The organism is Methanococcoides alaskense, assembly GCF_027594145.1.
Classification (GTDB): Archaea; Halobacteriota; Methanosarcinia; order Methanosarcinales; family Methanosarcinaceae; genus Methanococcoides; species Methanococcoides alaskense.
Window position 1 is genome coordinate 694,495 of the sequence record NZ_JAQFFK010000003.1, and the last position, 19,041, is coordinate 713,535.

General features: G+C 38.4%; 23 protein-coding genes. 12 read left to right on the plus strand and 11 right to left on the minus strand.

What is annotated here, in order from left to right; genetic code table 11:
• Window positions 1-417: 417 nt before the first annotated feature.
• Window positions 418-1,248, minus strand: a complete 831-nt coding sequence (locus tag PBV53_RS07305) for a hypothetical protein (protein WP_270096491.1) — start codon at window positions 1,246-1,248, stop codon at window positions 418-420.
• Window positions 1,249-1,517: 269 nt separating this feature from the next.
• Window positions 1,518-1,904 (minus strand): TfoX/Sxy family protein, encoded by a 387-nt coding sequence (locus tag PBV53_RS07310; protein ID WP_270096492.1) that lies wholly within the window; start codon window positions 1,902-1,904, stop codon window positions 1,518-1,520.
• Between the two features lie 606 nt (window positions 1,905-2,510).
• On the opposite strand from PBV53_RS07310, the gene PBV53_RS07315 reads away from it, so the two are divergent.
• The 5 genes from PBV53_RS07315 (at window position 2,511) to PBV53_RS07335 (ending at window position 6,480) form a co-directional block, all read left to right on the plus strand.
• Window positions 2,511-3,140 carry an ABC transporter ATP-binding protein gene (locus tag PBV53_RS07315; protein ID WP_270096493.1) on the plus strand — a complete coding sequence of 210 codons (630 nt, stop codon included), beginning with the start codon at window positions 2,511-2,513 and terminating at the stop codon, window positions 3,138-3,140.
• Entirely contained in the window at window positions 3,141-3,938 is a 798-nt protein-coding gene (locus PBV53_RS07320) for an ABC transporter permease (protein WP_270096494.1), read from the plus strand.
• A 149-nt stretch (window positions 3,939-4,087) separates the two neighbouring features.
• A complete protein-coding gene (locus PBV53_RS07325; protein ID WP_270096495.1) occupies window positions 4,088-4,582 on the plus strand; it encodes a hypothetical protein in 495 nt (164 codons plus the stop codon).
• Window positions 4,583-4,615: 33 nt separating this feature from the next.
• Window positions 4,616-4,945, plus strand: coding sequence for a hypothetical protein (locus tag PBV53_RS07330; protein WP_270096496.1), 330 nt, complete (start codon window positions 4,616-4,618; stop codon window positions 4,943-4,945).
• A 20-nt stretch (window positions 4,946-4,965) separates the two neighbouring features.
• Entirely contained in the window at window positions 4,966-6,480 is a 1,515-nt protein-coding gene (locus PBV53_RS07335) for a protease inhibitor I42 family protein (RefSeq protein WP_270096497.1), read from the plus strand.
• A gap of 5 nt (window positions 6,481-6,485) precedes the next feature.
• Here PBV53_RS07335 and PBV53_RS07340 read toward each other — a convergent pair whose 3' ends face one another.
• From PBV53_RS07340 to PBV53_RS07370, 7 genes are all read right to left on the minus strand, one after another.
• On the minus strand, window positions 6,486-7,034 hold the full coding sequence (locus PBV53_RS07340) for a M23 family metallopeptidase (protein WP_270096498.1): 549 nt from the start codon (window positions 7,032-7,034) through the stop codon (window positions 6,486-6,488).
• Between the two features lie 275 nt (window positions 7,035-7,309).
• A complete protein-coding gene (locus tag PBV53_RS07345; RefSeq protein WP_270096499.1) occupies window positions 7,310-8,290 on the minus strand; it encodes a radical SAM protein in 981 nt (326 codons plus the stop codon).
• 66 nt (window positions 8,291-8,356) lie between these two features.
• Window positions 8,357-8,902 carry a DUF134 domain-containing protein gene (locus PBV53_RS07350; protein ID WP_270096500.1) on the minus strand — a complete coding sequence of 182 codons (546 nt, stop codon included), beginning with the start codon at window positions 8,900-8,902 and terminating at the stop codon, window positions 8,357-8,359.
• A 295-nt stretch (window positions 8,903-9,197) separates the two neighbouring features.
• Window positions 9,198-9,713 carry a gamma carbonic anhydrase family protein gene (locus PBV53_RS07355; RefSeq protein WP_270096501.1) on the minus strand — a complete coding sequence of 172 codons (516 nt, stop codon included), beginning with the start codon at window positions 9,711-9,713 and terminating at the stop codon, window positions 9,198-9,200.
• A gap of 27 nt (window positions 9,714-9,740) precedes the next feature.
• Window positions 9,741-10,316 (minus strand): flavodoxin family protein, encoded by a 576-nt coding sequence (locus PBV53_RS07360; RefSeq protein ID WP_270096502.1) that lies wholly within the window; start codon window positions 10,314-10,316, stop codon window positions 9,741-9,743.
• An 18-nt stretch (window positions 10,317-10,334) separates the two neighbouring features.
• A complete protein-coding gene (locus PBV53_RS07365) occupies window positions 10,335-10,604 on the minus strand; it encodes a ferritin family protein (protein ID WP_250868875.1) in 270 nt (89 codons plus the stop codon).
• A 15-nt stretch (window positions 10,605-10,619) separates the two neighbouring features.
• Entirely contained in the window at window positions 10,620-10,901 is a 282-nt protein-coding gene (locus tag PBV53_RS07370) for a ferritin family protein (protein ID WP_270096504.1), read from the minus strand.
• Between the two features lie 169 nt (window positions 10,902-11,070).
• Between PBV53_RS07370 and rsgA the strand changes: the two genes are divergently transcribed.
• The gene (gene rsgA / locus PBV53_RS07375) at window positions 11,071-12,168 is read left to right on the plus strand and encodes a ribosome small subunit-dependent GTPase A (protein WP_270096506.1); all 1,098 of its coding nucleotides are present in this window, start codon (window positions 11,071-11,073) and stop codon (window positions 12,166-12,168) included.
• A gap of 77 nt (window positions 12,169-12,245) precedes the next feature.
• Here rsgA and PBV53_RS07380 read toward each other — a convergent pair whose 3' ends face one another.
• Window positions 12,246-12,896, minus strand: coding sequence for a YggS family pyridoxal phosphate-dependent enzyme (locus tag PBV53_RS07380; protein WP_270096507.1), 651 nt, complete (start codon window positions 12,894-12,896; stop codon window positions 12,246-12,248).
• Window positions 12,897-13,143: 247 nt separating this feature from the next.
• On the opposite strand from PBV53_RS07380, the gene PBV53_RS07385 reads away from it, so the two are divergent.
• From PBV53_RS07385 to PBV53_RS07410, 6 genes are all read left to right on the plus strand, one after another.
• A complete protein-coding gene (locus PBV53_RS07385) occupies window positions 13,144-13,446 on the plus strand; it encodes a DUF3303 domain-containing protein (RefSeq protein WP_270096508.1) in 303 nt (100 codons plus the stop codon).
• Window positions 13,447-13,778: 332 nt separating this feature from the next.
• Window positions 13,779-14,435: a DUF2284 domain-containing protein gene (locus PBV53_RS07390; protein WP_270096509.1), complete on the plus strand. Its 657-nt coding sequence runs from the start codon at window positions 13,779-13,781 to the stop codon at window positions 14,433-14,435.
• Window positions 14,436-14,954: 519 nt separating this feature from the next.
• Window positions 14,955-15,272, plus strand: coding sequence for a DMT family transporter (locus PBV53_RS07395; protein ID WP_270096510.1), 318 nt, complete (start codon window positions 14,955-14,957; stop codon window positions 15,270-15,272).
• 55 nt (window positions 15,273-15,327) lie between these two features.
• Window positions 15,328-15,816 (plus strand): GbsR/MarR family transcriptional regulator, encoded by a 489-nt coding sequence (locus PBV53_RS07400; RefSeq protein WP_270096511.1) that lies wholly within the window; start codon window positions 15,328-15,330, stop codon window positions 15,814-15,816.
• 483 nt (window positions 15,817-16,299) lie between these two features.
• Window positions 16,300-17,412 (plus strand): cytochrome c3 family protein, encoded by a 1,113-nt coding sequence (locus PBV53_RS07405; RefSeq protein WP_270096512.1) that lies wholly within the window; start codon window positions 16,300-16,302, stop codon window positions 17,410-17,412.
• A gap of 98 nt (window positions 17,413-17,510) precedes the next feature.
• A complete protein-coding gene (locus tag PBV53_RS07410; RefSeq protein WP_270096513.1) occupies window positions 17,511-17,999 on the plus strand; it encodes an AraC family transcriptional regulator in 489 nt (162 codons plus the stop codon).
• Between the two features lie 187 nt (window positions 18,000-18,186).
• Here PBV53_RS07410 and PBV53_RS07420 read toward each other — a convergent pair whose 3' ends face one another.
• Window positions 18,187-18,699 carry a hypothetical protein gene (locus tag PBV53_RS07420; RefSeq protein ID WP_270096514.1) on the minus strand — a complete coding sequence of 171 codons (513 nt, stop codon included), beginning with the start codon at window positions 18,697-18,699 and terminating at the stop codon, window positions 18,187-18,189.
• Window positions 18,700-19,041: the final 342 nt, after the last annotated feature.

Here is a 19,041-nt window from a genome sequence, read left to right on the forward strand (position 1 = left end):
AGGAGGGCACCACAAAAAAAGAGAATTGCCCTTAGTAAAAATTTGTGAATCAAATTCAGAATTATTTTTGTCCCATGTATTTGAATATTGACCATAAGTCCTATTCATGGTTAATTGAACTGGTTCATAATCTGAATCTATATGTACTTCGATATAATCAATATTAATTTCATATGTGATATTATTCGTTAAATTGATGTGAAACATTTCCACGTTATCAACGTACTTTGGTAATATCTTGTTACTAATTTTTAATTCTGTAGACAAATTAATTTCTTCGGATACAATAGTAGTAATATTTACTTTAGATGAATCATTGACTACAAAATAGTTATTCTTGTTGATGTCATAATTGTAGTGTTTACCATTAACCGTATTATAAGCTTGTTGTATATGCATATCTGATGTTATTTTTACCTATTTCAGAGCTATAGGTGGGTTAATAGTGTAGTACTCAGAGGATATTCTTTCAGCAGAAATATACTTTGGTGGATTCATAGGTAAAATTTCAATAGATAGTTCTTTGACTTCTTGTCCTGTTTTAACAATTGAGTAACTAAACAATATATACCCGAATAAACAAGGCACTATAATCAATAAGACTAAAACGATTATCCGGCTTTTTGCCTTGTATTTGTTATTGAACAGTTCGATGTTCTCTTTGATGTAAGACTGTATATTTGTTAATTCTTTTTTATGTATAGCCAAATGGATAATACTAAAAATTAATAGCAGTAAAATATTGATGTATAAAGTACCATATATTATTGGAAAATATTCCCTATATCCACTTATTAGAGCAATTAAACAAAAATCAATTGTGAATATTATTAGAAAAAAGAAAATGATAAAATAACCCATGAATATTTTTTTTACACACGTGTGATTATCGTATAATGCATTTGGTGACAAGGTTCTAAGATAAGATATTCCTATTAAAAGAACCGCATATACAATGATGTATAAATTCATTAAATAACTGGAAGTATATGAAAATAAATCAAAACCATAATAAAAATTAAGGGTTAAAAGATATATTTGAGAGATAGGGAAAACAATTAAGAAAAAAGTAATTGGAACACTAATGATTGAAATTGAAAGTTTTTCAAAATCTGATAAATCGTTCCATACCTTGCTCTTATAAAAATAAGGGAATACTATAATGAAGCCAATAATGCTTATCAGACTAGATGAAAAACTATGGTCTGCGAATTCCTTAATAACCATACTTATAAAATCATATAGCATTTGATACATTATGTTCTCATACAAAATATAAACATTTCTATCTTGTTTTAGATTAAATAATAAGCTAGTTTTAATAAAATATAGAAGTAAGTATTCGATTGTGCGACTAACTCACAAAACACCGTTGCCATATTTTTCTTTGTATATATCCCCGATTTTATGTGCGGGGAGTAGGATTCTAACCTATAACACAATCAAAAAAATTAGATATGTATCGATCTTTTTTTATTTTCAATATGGTTATAGATAGAGCTGATATACAGATCGCATCAATCTTCTGTCTTTTTTGTTTTCTTTGAAGTTTTTTCCTTTTTCTCTTTCTTTGGAAGAGAGCTCACATAAGCATATGATATATCCAGCCATTTCCTTAACTCGATCTCATCATCGTAAACAGATGGCGGAAGTATTGCATATTCTCTCATTTGCCTTCCATTTGGTGTGAAAGGTGCTGCTTCATCGTGTTCAGCATACAATTTTTGCTGGTCCTCTTCTTTAAGGCGTAGCATTATGCCATCGCCATGAACGCCCACGAACATGTTCCCCCTTACAAAATGAACTGGACTGCCGAACATTTTCCTGAACTCAGCATCGTATTCTGCCACGTATTCTCCGACCAGTTCCCCAAGTTCTTCAGAAGCCTTTTTCCATTTTGTCATACTAAAAACTATCAGGAAGATAAGATATATAGATAACGTCAGGAAGAAGTGGAGATCACAAAAGTGCTAATTTTCTCTTCTGTAAGCGACCACTTATCCATGCCAGTCTTCCTCTTAGTAAGAAATCAAGTTTGACTTCTACTTTTAGACATTTCTAAACCTTTTCACATATAATATTTGAAGCAATATTTCCTGTGGGCAGAATATAGATAGTTACTTTGCTTTTCTTGTGATGGAATTTGATCCTTTTTTTCGACACAGGAAAGTATTGAGCTATTGGCTTCAAGTTATAATATCCCAAATTTATCATTCAGTAAGCCTAATTTAATCTTATTATCCTTCATTTCTGTCGGATAGATGTTGTGTAATTTGGAACAATTCGTGTTATTTTAACTTGATATAAATAACACAAAATTAGAAATATGTATTAATTAATATGTAAAAAATATACTTTTTAAATAAATACTTTCATATAATATTCGTGTGGAATAGTATTCAAAATCCTTTACTAAAAGGGAGTTTCATATTATCCTTCGGAGTAATAATGTTATTCCTATAAACCTATTCTCATAAACCTATTCCACATCGGAAGGAAGTCACTAGCTAATGAATTCGGAACTTTTAAAATATAATGATATCTCTCTCAGGTATGGTGAGAAGGACGTTTTGTCTCACTTCAACCTTGATATTAAGAAGGGAGATCGTATCCTGTTGAAAGGTAGGTCAGGTGCAGGCAAATCCACACTTTTGAAGATGCCCATGGGTTTTGCTCATCATACAAGTGGGAGTCTCTATTTTAATAACAAGCTCCTTGATGCTAATACTGTATGGGATGCAAGAAAAAGGATCGCTTATGTCTCTCAGGACCTTGATATCTATGAAGGGTCTGTTAATGAATTTATTGAGGAAGTATTTTCCTATTCGTTCAATGAAGGAAAACTTGACAGGACCAAGCTCAGAAGACTTCTTGTTTATCTGGGGTTTGAAAAGGACGTTCTTGATATGGATTTCGAAGACCTGTCCGGTGGTGAAAAGCAGAGGATAGGCATAATCATGTCAGTGCTCATAGGAAAGGATATCTATCTGCTCGATGAGATCACTTCATCTCTTGATAGTGCACTGAAGGAAAAGGTCGCCAATTATTTCCTGGAACGCAAGGATTGGACACTTGTGATAATTTCCCATGATGATGTGTGGGAAAAGGAAAATGTCAGGGTCGTACCGGTGGGTGTTTGAATGGAAGCCTATGATATTAGCTATCTGTCCCTTGTAGCATGTTTTCTTTTGCTTGCAATTCCGCTTTTAGTGAGTCACTACCTTAAGCTCGGGATAATACGCGAAACTGTTGTTTCGGCTTCAAGAATGACCTTACAACTTGTTTTTGTGGGTTTTTTCCTTACCGTACTTTTTGATCTGAACAATTCGATCGTGAACCTTTTGTGGTTATTCGTAATGATCCTCATGGCAACACATGCTACGATAAATGATATCGGGCTTGATATGAAGAAGTTGCTTTTGCCGACGGTACTTTCATTTATAGTAGGAAATTTTCTGATATTACTTTACTTCAATACGTTCGTAGTGAACCTTGAGAACCTTTTCGATGCCCGATATTTGATCCCCATATTCGGAATGTTCCTTGGAAACTCTCTTCGTGGTAATCTCGTAAGTATAAGCAACTTTTATGATAGTATCAGGAGGAACGAGAATCGTTATCTCTACAGTTTGTCACTGGGTGCCAAGAAGTCTGAAGCCATTCTTCCCTATGCCCGAAAAAGTATCAAGCTCGCATTGAAACCTTCTATCGCAAGCATGTCCACGGTAGGTATAGTCTCATTGCCGGGAATGATGACCGGTCAGATAATTGCAGGTTCTAGTCCTATCCTTGCTATCAAGTACCAGATGGCCATAATGATCGGGATATATGTTTCCACTGTGATGACGGTCACCATTGGTATATTCATGACGATCCGCTCAAGTTTTGACGATTATGGTATCCTTAAAGAAGACATCTTCAAGTCAAAAATCGACTGAAAAACCATTATTTACCTTTTCTTTTTTTGTTGAATTTCTTGCTTCTTAAGACTACGAATTACTTTGTAGCTTAAATAAAGACTTTATATCCACGAGCTATTTGTTATATTATAGATTCATAAAATCGACACATTAAGGAACCGATTATCATGAAAAACAAATATCTCACATTAGGATTGACATTATTGATCCTCATTGCATCCGCTTTTGCAATGGGCTGTACGGACAACACTTCTGAATCCGGTATTGACGTTGATATGGATGATGGAGTGGATGCAGGTGAATCTGTATTAGAAAGCGATGGTGTTCTGGGATATATCATCTTTGACGAACCTGTGGAATCCTTCACTAATGCAACCATCTATCTGAAAGTTGAGGATGTAAGCCTCCAGGACGTAGCTTCTGTGATCATGTCCGAGGATTCAATTACTGGCGTATCCATGGATGCAGACAATGTTCAGCTAGTGCCATATCTGATCCACCACCCTGAACTCGAGGAAAGAATGACGTATTCCCTTTCAGTCCATGTGGATGTAGATGGTGATGGAAGCCTCTCAAATGGCGATTATTACAGCACCTGGCGCAATCCTGTACCTACGGAACCGGGTATTCAAGATCTTGATGTTCATGTGGAAATGATCTGATAATTACTTCTAAAGAAAAAAGGGGATATCGTTATGGACTGTGCAGCAAATCCTGTGAACGTTGATAAATTCCTGATCCTTCCAATTGCTGAAGGGTCAAGGACTGTAACTGAAGTACTTTCAAAAGAGGGTTCTTTCAAGATACTGGAAGTGCTTTCGGAAGATCTACTTTCTGTAAGGGAAATTTCCCGAAAGACCGGTCTTCCTTTTGTGGATGTTGAAGATAAGATCATGGCTCTGATGGAGTCCGATCTTGTGGAGAGAAAGAGACTATCCTCCGGTCTGGAAAGGGAAGAAGATATCTACGGACCTTCCAATAGGTTCGTTGTATTCTCTTCTGAAGACAATACTAATGTTGTATGAGATCAACCCCTGGTGCAAATATGGTCACTAAAGACGTTGAAAATAAGAACAAGAATGAAACTGAAGATGCAGATCAGGGTAGTTCGGAAAATGTAGTTGTACTTCCTCTCAACGAAGATTCAAAGAAGATCACCCAGACGCTTTCCAATGAGAAGTCACTGAAGATACTGGACCTTCTATCCGAAGAACCTATGTCTGCAACGGATATCTCGAAAAAGCTCGGTCTTTCCATTACCACTATCAAGTACAACATTGACAGTTTGCTGGAATCCGATCTTATCAAGGTACACAGGATAAAATGGAGTGCCAAAGGCCGTGAGGTCAAGCTCTATGAGCCGGTACAGAAACTGATCATTGTAGCTCCGGGGAACATGAATATCAGCAGGGCTTCCATAATCAGTATGCTACAACAGTATATCGGTGTCATAGGTGCTGCATTCCTTGGTGCTGCAGGTCTTCAATACCTGTCAAAACCGGTTGCCATCGAGAACGGAGGTGCCTTCTCAGCACCTGCAATGATGGATGTTGCCATGGAGTCTGAAGTTCTCCGTGATGCACCCATGGATATGGCCCCGTCACTTGCTTCTGATGAGGTGGTGGAAGAAGTTGCAAGGGCAGTTCCTGAAGCAGCTGGTCCTCAGATAATGGATAGTATGCATACTTTCTTTTCGAACCTTTCAGATAACATAGGGCTCTGGTTCTTCCTGGGATGTCTTTTTGCAGTTATGTTGATGATGTTAAAAGGACGCTACTATGACAATGCCAGCAGTTCCACAAAAAGGTCTGTAAAACGCTACCTTCTACCATTGATGCTTGTTGGTGTGGTTATAGCTGCACTTTCTGTGGGAATGGCTCCGACAGAAGATGACCAATTCATTTATCCTGAGATCGAGAAAATACCAGCTGACCATGTGTTCACAGAAGGGGATAATGGCAGTATAGTATCGGTTCAAGCCGGAAGCATTGTGCGTATCGATCTTGATGCACCTTCGGAAGGCTACTGGGATCTTTCAGGAAAAGATGACCTGTCAACTAAAGAAGAAGGCTATGGATATTCATCATCCTACAGTCCTGTAGATGATGATTCTGTCTATGGATGGACCTTTGAAACCTCGTCCATTGGTGAGAAATCCATTATGGTGGAATACAATTCATGGAATGGTCAGTCTTCTGTTCCAAGCGACTTCGAGATGACCCTGATAGTGGAAGGGGATAATGAACTGTATCCGTCATTTATAGTGGATGGCTACTATTATGGTGATGCGATCGAACTTGAACAAGGCGAGTGGATGCTTATCAGATTGTTCGAATCCACAGCTGATACATATGTCTGGAACATGACGTTGACGGAAGGCCTCCAGGTCAAAGGGGATAAGTTCATCCCGCAATCAGAGGGCTCCCTTTATGGAATGCATGAGTGGAAGATCGAGGCAGTTGCGGCTGGTGAACAGAATATCTCCGCCATAAACATGCAGCCAGAGGTTAACCTTACAGGATATGAACAGACCTTTGACCTTACGGTCAGGGTCATTTGATCATTTTAGTTAATTATCAGTAGAGCTAAGGTATTCAGTGTGGGGTCAAGGAGCTTTCGAGGCCCTTTATCTCCAAACCAGTTGCCACCACCAAGATAATTGTTATCTTCAGCAACAGGAGTCTCTTCCCATAGCTCAAAGTGGAGCATGCTGGAATCCTTATCTTTTAGTTTTTGGATGTATTCGGGAGCATTCTTGTCTATCTTCTTGCTGTTCAGCACAGCTCCGACATGCCCGATCAATTGACCAGATTCAACAGTATCTCCAACTTTTACGTTTGAGAAACCAAGTTCACCGTATTTGTAGAAAAGTCCTGAATGGTTCCGAATGATGATATAATAGGTTTTATTCCAGTAAGGGATCATTTCAGGTGATGTCATAATCCCAACGTTGGTGACTTCACCGTTCTCAATGACAATAACAGGGTCACCTTCAGGCGCATAAAGGTCGATACCGCAATGTCGGCGGTCTTTCCTGTCTTCCCAGAAAGCTCCACTCTCTCCGTTTTTCTGAAGGATTCTGTCCTTCCTGTTGGGTAAGGGAAACTTTCTCATGTATTTGTTTATGATTAACAAGGTCGTATATATTCCTATCAATTATCGTTGGTGTTTGCGCTAAATGCCCTTCGTGGATATAATGTGGTGAGAAGGGAGGATTTTGTTTCCCTGCGATTGGTAAGAGTAGCTGTATAAGCGAGGAAAAAGGCTGAATTTGCGGTGGTTGTCCTATGACCGAAAAATTGGGTCTTAAGAACGGATTCTACTGCACACGCGGTTCCAAAAAAGAACAGCTTGGGATGTAATATCCATCCCTTTTTACTGTTTTTTAGTTATACTGCCCGGTAGTACATTCCATTTTCTGAGCTTATGCCGATGATCTTGTGCTCCTCGACCAGTCCTTCAATTATCGGGGAGAGTTCTTCTTTATCAATATCAAGAGATCGAACGACCTGATCAAATGTACAGGGTCTTCGAAGTATGAGATCATATACCTCGTCCGTAGGGTTCTCATGTTCTATATTCGACCTTTTTCTTTTCAGACCTTTGAGTACCAGTCTTACCCTTTCCCTTCCCAGTTTCTCATCGAACTTCTGTGCGATCTCTTTAAGCCTTGTTTCAGTTACCGGGATGATAAATTCTTCAGCAGACGGTCGGCTTATGGTCAATATCTCTATCTCATCCGGATCGATGAACTTGAGAACTTCGATCAGTTTCTCGATTTCCTGATCGCTTGAATTTGTAAGGTAGCCATTATTTGAGTCAAGTAGCATGACCTCTATGGCAACCCTTGAGCCTTTCATTTTCTGCAGTTCTCTTAGTCCTTTGATTATATCCTGAAGTTCGATCCCTTCTGCAGGTCTGTTTATGGACTGGAACGTCTCTTCATTTCCTGACACAAGTGTAGCAACTACAAGATCGGCTTTTGAAAGACTATTTCTGACATCCTCTCTGTTCACGAGTGATGAATTTGTAATTACACAAATGGGAACATCACTTATGTTCCTTATCTGTTCGATCATGTTACCCAGTTCCAGGTTCAATGTAGGTTCACATGTACCTGAAAATGTTATGTAATCAAGATCATCCACTTTCTTGTGATAGTTAGCGAGGCTGTCGATCACTTCTTCAGTTGTTACAAGATCTGTAACATCTGATGGTGTCGATATTTTCCAGTCCACATGTCCAAGCTGGCAGTAGACACAATCGAAATTGCAGTTCTTCCTGAATTCACTCTTTTTGATGATGTCAATTCCAAGCGACCTTCCAAGTCTTCTTGAAAGGATTGGTCCGTAGATTATCCTTGATCCCATTTTAATCCCATTTGTTGATTTTTCTTCTTCTGTTTTTGTGTGGCTGAAGTTAAATGTTCCTCTTGATCATTTTCGGATCATAAGGTTTCCACATTTAGGGCAGTTTGCCTGAGCGCAGGGGATTCCTAGCTGATGAGTTTGTTCATAACCACAGTTTGGACATTTGCATTCTCCTCCGGGTCCGGCAAACCCACTTCCATTTCCACCGCGGAATCCTCTTTGTCCTCGGCCTTGGTTCTGTCCCCCGACCATTCCTCCATTCTGACCTCTATTTTGTCCTCCTATTGGTCCTTGTCCCATAGGTCCTGTTCCATCCTTTCCTGGCATTGTATAATCTCCTCCTTCTACTCGTATTGATTTTCCATTTACTAATGCATCTGCTATTTTCTGCAATGTTCTTTGGAGCGTCCTTTGAAAGGTGGACTGGTGTATTTGCATCGTCTGAGCTGCATTTTCTTGTTTCATTTTTTCAAGAGTGCTCAGCCTGAGGGTTTCCAGTTCATCAATGGTTATGTTGACCTCTTCCAGATCTTTCAGGCAAACGCCTGAGGGTTTGAAATGCCTTACATCGTGGTCAAAATTAACCATTCTTCTTTTTCTTGGGCGTCCCATATTATGCATTATAATGCATAATGCAGATAAACTTAACGTTCATCTTCAAAATATATGTAATGAACATATTGGATATTTTCAGTTTAATTTGTTTTTATTATTTAGTGCTGACAAGAAGAGAAATCTGATGACAACAAAATATCATCTAGTATCAATTATCAAAAAAGCATCTTTAGAATCCAAGTATCTATTGTTATCCGTTCTAGGTGAGATGTAGTTCATCAAAGACCCAGTCTACCCATGCCTGCTCTTCTTTACTGAGAAAAGCAGACATTTTTACACTATCTGTCTGAATTCATTCATTCAGTGCTGTTCTATATTCGGTTGCCAATCTAACATACTCGGCTGCATTTTCAGCTATCATCTGTATGTCTTCAGCATTTGCTTCCCTTCTGATCTTCCCGGGAACTCCGGTGACAACACTGTTAGGTGGGATTATCTTTCCAGGTGGGATAAGGGCGTTGGCACCGATGATACAGTTCTCCCCGACCTCTGCACCATCAAGAACAGTTGAGTTCATTCCCACTAAGACATTGTTACCTATCGTGCAACCATGGAGAATTGCTCCATGACCGATGCTTACATTGTCTCCGATCTTTACTTTAAAGGGAGGGTCGGTGTGGATAACACAATTGTCCTGGATGCTGCTTCTTTTACCTACAATGATCTCATCCTTGTCTCCTCTGATGGTCGCATTGAACCAGACACTTGAACCTTCTCCAATTTTTACATCACCGATGATATCTGCGGATCCTGCAACAAATGATGTCTCTGATATCGAAGGTTCTTTGTTTTTGAATTTTAATATCATTATATACCCGCAATGATCTTGTTTAGCTTAATCGTTCAGCTTTTTCAGAAGCCATGCCATATTCTGTCCGAGGGTTTGCATGGTCTGTATCCCTTCCATATCGGCTTCAACATCTACCGGTAAAAACCCGATCCCAATGTTCCAGTAGCTTGAACCTGGAATTATCATCTGGGATATTGTAAATAAATGATTGATCGAGTCAAAGGCATGAATTGCACCTCCTCGTCTGGCAGCGACAACAGCAGCACCTACCTTGCGTTTGAAGAGATCATCGTTCGCTTTCGCCACAAATCCTGCTCTTTCTATAAGGGCTTTAGTTCCTGCATTAACATCTGCAAAATATGTAGGTGATGCAATGATTATGCCATCCGCCTCTTTCATTTTTTTGATGCAATCATTTACGATGTCACTTTTTATAACGCATTGCTCGTCTTTGTTCTCAAAACATTTCATGCAGGCGGTACATCCACTCAATGTATTGTTACCTATCTGTATGATCTCGGTTTCAATACCTTCATCTTCAAGTTCAGTAAGGACATGTTTGAGTAAAAGTGATGTATTTCCTTCTTTTCTTGGACTTCCATTAAATGCAACAACTTTCATGATAAATCTCCTGAAAACTTAATTCCTCGCGAGTGAGTAATCTGCGAGAACCTTGAGATACACGCTATCAACTTCCATTAATACTGTTTCGAACATAGCGATATGTACCATTTCCTCTCTGGCCACTTCCAGAAGCACTGCCTTCAGGTCTTCATCTTTTGTAAGAGAGGCCATTTGTTCATAGAAATTAACAGCATCCAGCTCAGCTATCATGCCAATTCTGATAAGTTCCTTGTCGAGATCTTCCTTACTTAGATTTTCAGGTATTATCGGCATTTCAGACATCATTTGTTTCTTCCCCCTTTATTTTGTCATCTCATCAACTTCAAGCTTGCCTTTTTCCATTTCCTGTGCCTGTTGTTCATCTTCTCTTAACAGGAGTGTTTGGAATTCTCCGACATGCGTTTTCTCTTCCTTTGCGATGTCCAGAAGTACTCCTTTCACTTCTTTGTTATCTGTCAGCGCTGCCATCTGCTCATAAAGATTAATCGCATCCAGTTCAGCGATTATGGCTGCACGAAGGATCTCTTTGTTGATGTCTTCAGGTTTGACCTTTGATATGTCTATAGGTATTTTCGATAGCATTGGCTTACATCTCCATTTATTGTTGGTTGTGGGAATCTGTAAGATATGGTCTATGTCAATAAGATGATCTAAACTCCCCAATAACATTCATCTTTTACATTATTTATATGTTAAGGAACGATGGCACAACCCAAAAGACCTATACCTGTTAAAATAAGAATTACTATTTATGGATGATCGATCAAAATCCGAAAACCCTGATAACCTTGATCTTGAAGTGATCCCCGGGTGGAACGATGGGCTTGAAGTGGCATTATCTGCTTACAAGGGCCCATACATAGCTGGAAGAGTTGCAGCTCAGCATAAGACGGTCTGCGATATTCTCATTCCGGGTGGTATGGTACAGGCAGCGATCTCAGGTGCAATGCGCAGGGCTGGCAAACAGCCGGTTGTCGGAGATTTTGTTGTTCTGCTGGACCAGGCTGAGATCAACTCATACACTATAGTGGATATCCTGCCCCGGAAGACCTGTCTTGCAAGAGGCTCTACGGGAGATGGCAGTGATGAGCAGGTGATAGCTGCAAACATCGATACTATTTTCATCGTTACAGCAGTTGGAAATGATCTGAATTTGCGAAGACTTGAAAGGTATCTGACTATCGTTTACTCATCCGGTGCAAACCCTGTTATTCTTATTAATAAGATCGATCTTGTTGATGATCCGGCACAACTGATACAAGAAACGCAGGATATTGCAGGCGATGTCCCGGTCATTGCTATAAGTGCTCTTTCAAAGGACGGATTGGACAAACTTGCTCCCTACATCAATCCTGCTGAAACGGTGGCGCTCATCGGTTCATCCGGGGTTGGAAAGTCCACACTTATCAACGCTTTTTTTGGTGAGGCTATACAGAAGACCCTTGGTGTTCGGGAAGATGACGACAAAGGCAAACATACTACTACAGTAAGACAGCTGTTCCTTCTTCCAAACGGCGGGATCTTCATTGACAACCCCGGCATTCGTGAGATCCAATTGGGGGACAGTTCTGACGGAATTGACAGGACATTCTCAGATATCACTGATCTGGCCCAAGGGTGCAGGTTCAAGGACTGCACACATCGTGATGAACCCCATTGCGCTGTCCAAAGAGCTGTGCATCAGGGTCTTATCCCTCAGGAGCGGCTTGACAGTTTCTTCAAATTAACCGCTGAACTTACTTTCCAGTCAGAGAAAGCTGAGCTTGGCCTGAAAGGAATTGAGAAGAAAAAGTATAAGGCAATATCACAAGGTGCGAGAAAATATAGGGAGTTTACCGGCAAGCCGTGAGTATCGATGATCCTTTCATCAAATACTCCATCTGCCAGGAATGCTACGATTCTCCAATTGGACAATTAATAGTATTTTCAGTACTTCCTATTCCCGAATATTGCAGAACCGACGCGTACCATTGTAGCCCCTTCCTCGATGGCAACCCTGTAGTCATTGGACATTCCCATTGATAGTTCCTGTATATCGATGTTATCCTGATCGACCTGCTTCAGCTCATCAAAAAGTGCTTTCATCTTCTTGAAATATGAACGTGTTCGTTCAGGGGACACAAAAGGCGGTATGCACATGAGTCCTTTCACCTGAACGTTCCTGAGGGAATGGATCTGCGTTATCACCTGTCCGATCTCATCCGATCCAAAACCGAATTTCTGAGGCTCGTTGCCTATATTGACCTGAAGGAATACCTTCTGTACCTTGTCAATGGCTTCGGCTTTCCTATCAATATCCTGTATCAATTTCAAGGAGTCAACTGACTGGATCACATCAAAGAGTTGAACGGCTTTTTTAACTTTGTTTGTCTGTAAATTTCCGATTAGGTGTTTTTCACAGGGCAGGATCTCAGCACATTTCTCCTCGAATTCCTGGACTCTATTCTCACCTATGATGGTGGCTCCGGCTCTGATGGATTCATTTATCCTATCAGGGTCGATGGTCTTGGTGACGCAGACAAGTTTTGTTCTTCCAAGTTCGTTAAAGATCCTTTTTATATTTTCATCGACTGTCATTCATATTCCCAAAACGGTTTTATTAAAAATATAATTTATTAAAATGATTACAATTGTGGTCTATATGGTTTAAATGAATGAATTTCATATAAAACGTTCGTTTGTTTCAGCGGATCATTTCGTTCTTTTTCCTACGGAAATTAGAAATAGGCTTTATGCAAAGCCAAATTTAGAAGTATATTTTTACAGAGAAGTAACCAATATACTAAATACTAATCTTGTTTGATATTTATGGGGGTTATAAAGAATGTTATTTATGATCAGTCTTGAGCATACACCTGAACAGTGTTTTGCAAGAGACGAATACAAGGCAGAAATGAAGCAATGGGCTGGGGAAATGAAAAGCTCAGCAGAGAAACTGGGTATAAAAATAAATGGAGCATATGTTTGCCCTAACGAGCATATTTTCTATTTCATCCTCGAATCAGACAGTTTGATGGCAGTTTCGGAATTCTTAAAACCGCCGATGTTAACGCATCACACCGCAAAGATCACTCCTATACTGACAATAGAAGAGACTGTCAAAGGGTCCACATTGCTAAAAAGCTAAATCGTTTCGTAGACTATAGGGGATCTCGAAGAATTGGGATAATTTGATTGGTAGAAAAGTTTGAAAATAAACAAATTTCAAAACTCTACCTCCTTTTTTCTAACTGATTCCACAAGCACACGATTAAGGATTGTGTGCTACTGTTGAATGATAGTGGTTCCATAAGGGAACTTTTCACAATATTTTACCCATACGGAAAGGCGGTTTCTATAAATGATTATATAAATAAGTCCGAATGAATATGTGAATTCTATCTGAAGAAATTACGATTTAATGCTTTCTCAATACGTGGACAATAAATAGATATATTGTTACTGATCTATGTTTTGGGTATGAGAATCACTGAATCTAATTACACGCTTTTGGAGCAAACAGCCAAAGAGCATGGTGCAAACAGTGTCAGATTGATACCTGCTGAGGATATCATCGTAGAGAACAGGACGATATTAAAGTGTATATTCGGATGCAATGGTTACGGAAGCCAAGTATGTCCACCGTTCATACCAACAGTGGATGAATTTCGGGTCATGCTCAAAGAATATGAGTGGGTTCTGCTTGTAGATTGGAAGTCTGACAACCTTTTTTCCAAAGATATCAGTGAAAATTTCATCAAATACAGTATCATCCCTCCTGAAGATCCAGATATCAAACAACAGTACCAAGATACATTAAAAACAGTGATGAAAGAACGCAAGGAAATAATACAGCCGGGTAGTATCGAAATTGAGAAACTTTCCTGGAGCCTTGGATATAACACTGCCCTTGCAACTTTTCCAGGTATGTGCACATGGTGCGCCAACAGTGATTATTCCGGTGTCAACTGTGCTGGATCAGATGGACCATGCCACCATCCCACTATACGCAGACCATGCATCATGGGTCTTGGCATAAGAATGGACAAAACATTGGAGAAACTGGGTACACCCCTCCAAAAATTCCCAATGGATAATGAGGTTCCATCTCAGTATACACTGATCTTCCTGGATTGAGGTGTAGGTGTTAATAGGTTGAAATTGTAGTGTATTAAACAGGATACAAAGATTGATAAGTTGTTTACTCTCAATAATCATGTTAAGAGACGGTTAGATGCAAATTAAATATTTAACTATGCTTCAGAATCTATATGAGTATAATTATTTTTTAAGAAAAAAACGAAGCCAACTGTTGAATCAAGGGCAATTCTTTTTTACACATAACTGAAATTCTCCCCACCTGTTTTTTTTAAATCATTTTCATACTCTTCAGCAGATTCATAATCACTTATTTTTACTTTTATGCTACTCAATAGCTTAATTTTATATCTAAAAGGTTCTTGATTTTTGTAGCGTTGTAATTTCTAATTATCTCTTTGCTTTATATCTTGAACTATATTGGACACTTTGACCGATAAATACCCTATTTTTCGGTCAAAATATTTTCAAGCAAAGCACATTTTGCCAAAAACTACAAATAAAACTTCGGCACAATTAGATTTTAATATTTATTAAAAATACTAAAAGGTAATATGCATGGAATGGATATATTTATTAATTGCAGGAATACTTGAAACTGGATGGGCAGTTGGACTGAAATATAGTGATGGTTTAACCAAGTTTTATCCAATGGTGTTTACAGTAATTACTTTGATTTTAAGCATGTATTTATTGGAAAAAGCTTTGAGAACGTTGCCTGTTGGGACCGCCTATGCAGTTTGGACAGGTATTGGGATCATTGGGACAACAGTATTGGGTGTAGTTCTTTTCAACGAATCAATGAATCTGCCCAGGATATTTTTCATTGGACTAATTGCTGTTGGAATTGGTGGTTTAAAATTGGTATCAGCTTGATCATGCATTGTACCAATATTGTAATAGAAAACATTCAGATAAGTGGATGAGAAAAATGAATGACATTGAAAAAAAGATAATTGACATTGGTCATGAGATCTTTAAGGGCTATGGAGTTGATAATTCCACTGCACAAATTCTATCGATACTTAATTTTGAATCCAATGCAATAAGTATGGAGGAACTGGCAGAGAGGACAGGGTATAGCCTTGCCTCTATAAGCCTTAAGATCAAAAATATTGAGAATTTTTGGAGTATAAAAAGGTTGCATAAGCCCGGATCCCGCAAGACATATCTGCATATGGAAAAAAATCTGTTAGATGCTTTTGCTATCCAGATCAGGAATGGCTTTGAAACCGAATTAGATATTGCAAAAACGAAAATAGATCCTCTTATAGAAGAATACAGAGGCAATGCCATTACCCAAGAACAAAAGATCAAACTACATACTTATGAAAATTATCTCTCAGAGATAAATAAGTTTGAAGAATTAATTCGAAATATATACGATCAGATCGATCATTTAAAAAAGAATCAATTTTAAGCTGTTGTGCACTCTCTTTCAAGTGAGCTTATTACACTTTGGACAGGGCAAAGTTTCAAATATTTGCCCTACTCACATTGGCCAATATTTCGTTTTTCATGTAGAACCCCCCCATTTAGCATAGTTATTTTAGCCACACTTCCAATCTTTCTCTCAATGCTCATGTAGGGAAGAGATTGGAGAATTGGAGAGTTTTTTAATTTCCTAATCTTTTTAGACTTTAACTGATCATGGCCAGTGGTAATAGACTGAATTGATTATTTCACAGTCCACAGTTGAACCTGTTTTTGATAAATAAAGGAACGTTTGTTTCGTTCATTATTTTTATGAAGATGGTTATATGATCGAAGAGGGTGGCGATGCTGCTTATCGGAAACGATACCGTGAGCCAAATTATACCTTCCTCAATAAATGCGATTCAAATGATTGCAACACTCTTAAATAAATGTCAATGCATATCTCATATTAGCAGGGGGAGTGCTAATGAACCAAAGGTTCCAATTTATCCAAAATTTCCGCAATACATCTGGAAATAAACTATACACAAATTATATCGTAAGTATCGTTCTTGTAATGGTCTCAGCTTTTTTTATCCTGACGGCAAATGTTGCTTTTGCAATTGAAGAACCTGTATCTGAATTTGAAAGCTGTGAACCTTGCCATTCAGATATTACTGCTAATTTTTCATCTTCTCTTCATTACACCGGCAGCAGCATGAAAGGAGAATATGAGAAAGGGGCAGCAGGTGAATTTGGAATTGATATGCATGTTTTCTATGAGGAAAGGGGGTGCTCTTCATGTCATGCAACCTCCTGTACATCATGTCATACAGGTGAAGGAGGGCATGGAGGCGATATAACTCTGGAAACATGTGACCAATGCCACTTTAAAAAACAGACATCATATTTCCAGGGAGAGCTTCCAGCACATAAGGGTGTAGCTCCGAATGCAGATATCCACTATGAAAAGGGACTTGACTGCACAGATTGCCATACAGCAGAAGAGATACACGGTGACGGAGTTACTTACGAATCCCAGATGGAAGCCGTAAAAATTACCTGTGCTGATTGTCATAGTGATCCGGAAAAGTCGGTAAAGGGTATGGATGTTACACAGTATTCTCAGGATATTCCTGCACATAGCATACATGACGGGAAACTTGATTGTTCAGCCTGTCATTCCGGTTGGGCTATCACTTGTGAGAACTGCCATCTTGAAACAGGTCAACTGGATAAAATTGATGTGGATAGGTTCTACCTTGCTAGATCTGTCGATGGCACTATCAAACCTTTCATCAATATGACTACCTCTTATAACAATTCCATACATACGGCTTTTGCTGAATGGACACCTCACACAACTACCACGGAAGCAAAGGATTGTGTATTCTGCCATGAGAATACTGAAATATTCTGTGGAGATTGTGAAGGTGTGATACTTGGTGCTGGTGGCTCGTTCCTCTCACAGGAAACAATTGACAGGATAGCTGAAGCCCCGCTTGAAGTTGAAACTGAGAGTGAGGACACACCGGGATTCGTGACCTTTATGGCGATAGCAGGAATAATAGCAGTCTATTTCGTTATGAGACGTATCTGAAAGAACTGATTCTGTAAAAAGGTCAGAATAATCTATAAAAGTAATATTTGAAAAGATATTTACATAGAAATATTTGAAATTGAAGGTAGGTGACATGTATGGAAATTATAAAAGAGCCAGAGATAAAAGAAATAGAAGAAAGAAATGTAGCATATGTTTCCTTTGTTGGTAACTATATTGGAAATTCCAAGGTATTTGAAGAATTATTTGGTAAACTTTGTGGCTGGGCAGGTCCGAAACAATTGTTTGGACCGGATACTCATTTTCTGTCTGCATATTATGATGATCCAGGTGTTACCCCTCCAGAAGAACTTAAGCTGGATGTGTGTATGACCATTGAAGAGGACCTTGAAGTTGAAGGTGAGATCAAAAAGCAAAAGCTTCCCGGGGGAAAGTACGTAGTAATGCGTGCAGAACTGACAGGAGCAGAAGAATATGGTCCTGCATGGGAAAAGGTCGTTGAATGGCTGATACAAAATAACCTTGAAATTGACATGTCCCGGGCAAGTTATGAGATATATTTAAACTCCCCTGAAGAACATCCAGAAAAGCATCATATTCTTGATATATGCATGCCAGTCGTGTGAATAAGATATAGGGGGCATTTCTGAAGTCTAAATGCTCTCTTTACAAAAGTAATCTGGGGATTTGAAGGGGGAGGTTTGGATTCTCCAAATGTACTTTGCACTACATGAAGCAGAATGCTAAGAGTGATAAACTGTTTAGCCTTAACGTTCATGTTAGAGAAAGATTGAAAAATTGGGGAGGGTGAATTTAAAATTGAATCTGAAATAATTCTATTTCTTTTTTTAAGGTTTTAAGATGGCCAAAATATACCATAACCGAACTACTTTTGGAACTCAGATTGGATTCATTGATGTTTTCAAATTTATCATCCTGGTAATCATTTATAATGTTGTTAATTGTAGATACTCTTTCAAAAAGTGATATAATTTCCTCCCTTGTTCCTTTTTTCAGATTACTCAGATATTTATAATTATCATAATAAAAACTTAAATCGTATTGTGACCCTAGTGTTTTTGGTTGATTACCTATTAAGGCATAAACTAAATCAATTTCCTCTGTTTGATTTTTACTTAGGTTATATGCTTCATATAGCCTGTCAATATCATTGTTTACTCGTTTTTTGAGTCTTTCAATATCCATTACAAAGGACTCTTGAATATGTTTTTTTTCCGTTCTTCTTTTTATTCGTTCAAGAAGCGTATTTCCTATGAGGCCTACAATAAAAGTAAAATTTGGTAAGATAAAATCGCCTATATTCATAGTATCATACTTTATGAATTGCTTTAGTTTTAAAAACGTTGTTGTCTTTAATATTATAAATATATATATTAATACGATGTTATAATATGTGTGGATCAATTTACTTTTCAAATTAAGTCACTAATATATTAGCGTACACTTTTTTCGCCTTGTATATATCCCCACACTATTGTGCTAGGGGTAAAATTCAAACTCCGCATAACTCGGAATTTATAAAAAATACTCTCATTTAATTTTTAACAATATCCATCAAAAAGAGTTTTGGTGCGAGAGAAGGGATTCGAACCCTCGAACTCCTACGAGACTAGGCTCTGAATATAGTTTATATTATGGAGCAAGACT

Excerpts from the sequence above, each read along its gene's own strand:
- PBV53_RS07305 (WP_270096491.1), bottom strand. The coding sequence starts at position 1,248 with ATGCTATATGATTTTATAAGTATGGTTATTAAGGAATTCGCAGACCAT.
- PBV53_RS07310 (WP_270096492.1), bottom strand. The coding sequence starts at position 1,904 with ATGACAAAATGGAAAAAGGCTTCTGAAGAACTTGGGGAACTGGTCGGA.
- PBV53_RS07315 (WP_270096493.1), top strand. The coding sequence starts at position 2,511 with ATGAATTCGGAACTTTTAAAATATAATGATATCTCTCTCAGGTATGGT.
- PBV53_RS07320 (WP_270096494.1), top strand. The coding sequence starts at position 3,141 with ATGGAAGCCTATGATATTAGCTATCTGTCCCTTGTAGCATGTTTTCTT.
- PBV53_RS07325 (WP_270096495.1), top strand. The coding sequence starts at position 4,088 with ATGAAAAACAAATATCTCACATTAGGATTGACATTATTGATCCTCATT.
- PBV53_RS07330 (WP_270096496.1), top strand. The coding sequence starts at position 4,616 with ATGGACTGTGCAGCAAATCCTGTGAACGTTGATAAATTCCTGATCCTT.
- PBV53_RS07335 (WP_270096497.1), top strand. The coding sequence starts at position 4,966 with ATGGTCACTAAAGACGTTGAAAATAAGAACAAGAATGAAACTGAAGAT.
- PBV53_RS07340 (WP_270096498.1), bottom strand. The coding sequence starts at position 7,034 with ATGAGAAAGTTTCCCTTACCCAACAGGAAGGACAGAATCCTTCAGAAA.
- PBV53_RS07345 (WP_270096499.1), bottom strand. The coding sequence starts at position 8,290 with ATGGGATCAAGGATAATCTACGGACCAATCCTTTCAAGAAGACTTGGA.
- PBV53_RS07350 (WP_270096500.1), bottom strand. The coding sequence starts at position 8,902 with ATGGGACGCCCAAGAAAAAGAAGAATGGTTAATTTTGACCACGATGTA.
- PBV53_RS07355 (WP_270096501.1), bottom strand. The coding sequence starts at position 9,713 with ATGATATTAAAATTCAAAAACAAAGAACCTTCGATATCAGAGACATCA.
- PBV53_RS07360 (WP_270096502.1), bottom strand. The coding sequence starts at position 10,316 with ATGAAAGTTGTTGCATTTAATGGAAGTCCAAGAAAAGAAGGAAATACA.
- PBV53_RS07365 (WP_250868875.1), bottom strand. The coding sequence starts at position 10,604 with ATGATGTCTGAAATGCCGATAATACCTGAAAATCTAAGTAAGGAAGAT.
- PBV53_RS07370 (WP_270096504.1), bottom strand. The coding sequence starts at position 10,901 with ATGCTATCGAAAATACCTATAGACATATCAAAGGTCAAACCTGAAGAC.
- rsgA (WP_270096506.1), top strand. The coding sequence starts at position 11,071 with ATGGATGATCGATCAAAATCCGAAAACCCTGATAACCTTGATCTTGAA.
- PBV53_RS07380 (WP_270096507.1), bottom strand. The coding sequence starts at position 12,896 with ATGACAGTCGATGAAAATATAAAAAGGATCTTTAACGAACTTGGAAGA.
- PBV53_RS07385 (WP_270096508.1), top strand. The coding sequence starts at position 13,144 with ATGTTATTTATGATCAGTCTTGAGCATACACCTGAACAGTGTTTTGCA.
- PBV53_RS07390 (WP_270096509.1), top strand. The coding sequence starts at position 13,779 with ATGAGAATCACTGAATCTAATTACACGCTTTTGGAGCAAACAGCCAAA.
- PBV53_RS07395 (WP_270096510.1), top strand. The coding sequence starts at position 14,955 with ATGGAATGGATATATTTATTAATTGCAGGAATACTTGAAACTGGATGG.
- PBV53_RS07400 (WP_270096511.1), top strand. The coding sequence starts at position 15,328 with ATGAATGACATTGAAAAAAAGATAATTGACATTGGTCATGAGATCTTT.
- PBV53_RS07405 (WP_270096512.1), top strand. The coding sequence starts at position 16,300 with ATGAACCAAAGGTTCCAATTTATCCAAAATTTCCGCAATACATCTGGA.
- PBV53_RS07410 (WP_270096513.1), top strand. The coding sequence starts at position 17,511 with ATGGAAATTATAAAAGAGCCAGAGATAAAAGAAATAGAAGAAAGAAAT.
- PBV53_RS07420 (WP_270096514.1), bottom strand. The coding sequence starts at position 18,699 with ATGAATATAGGCGATTTTATCTTACCAAATTTTACTTTTATTGTAGGC.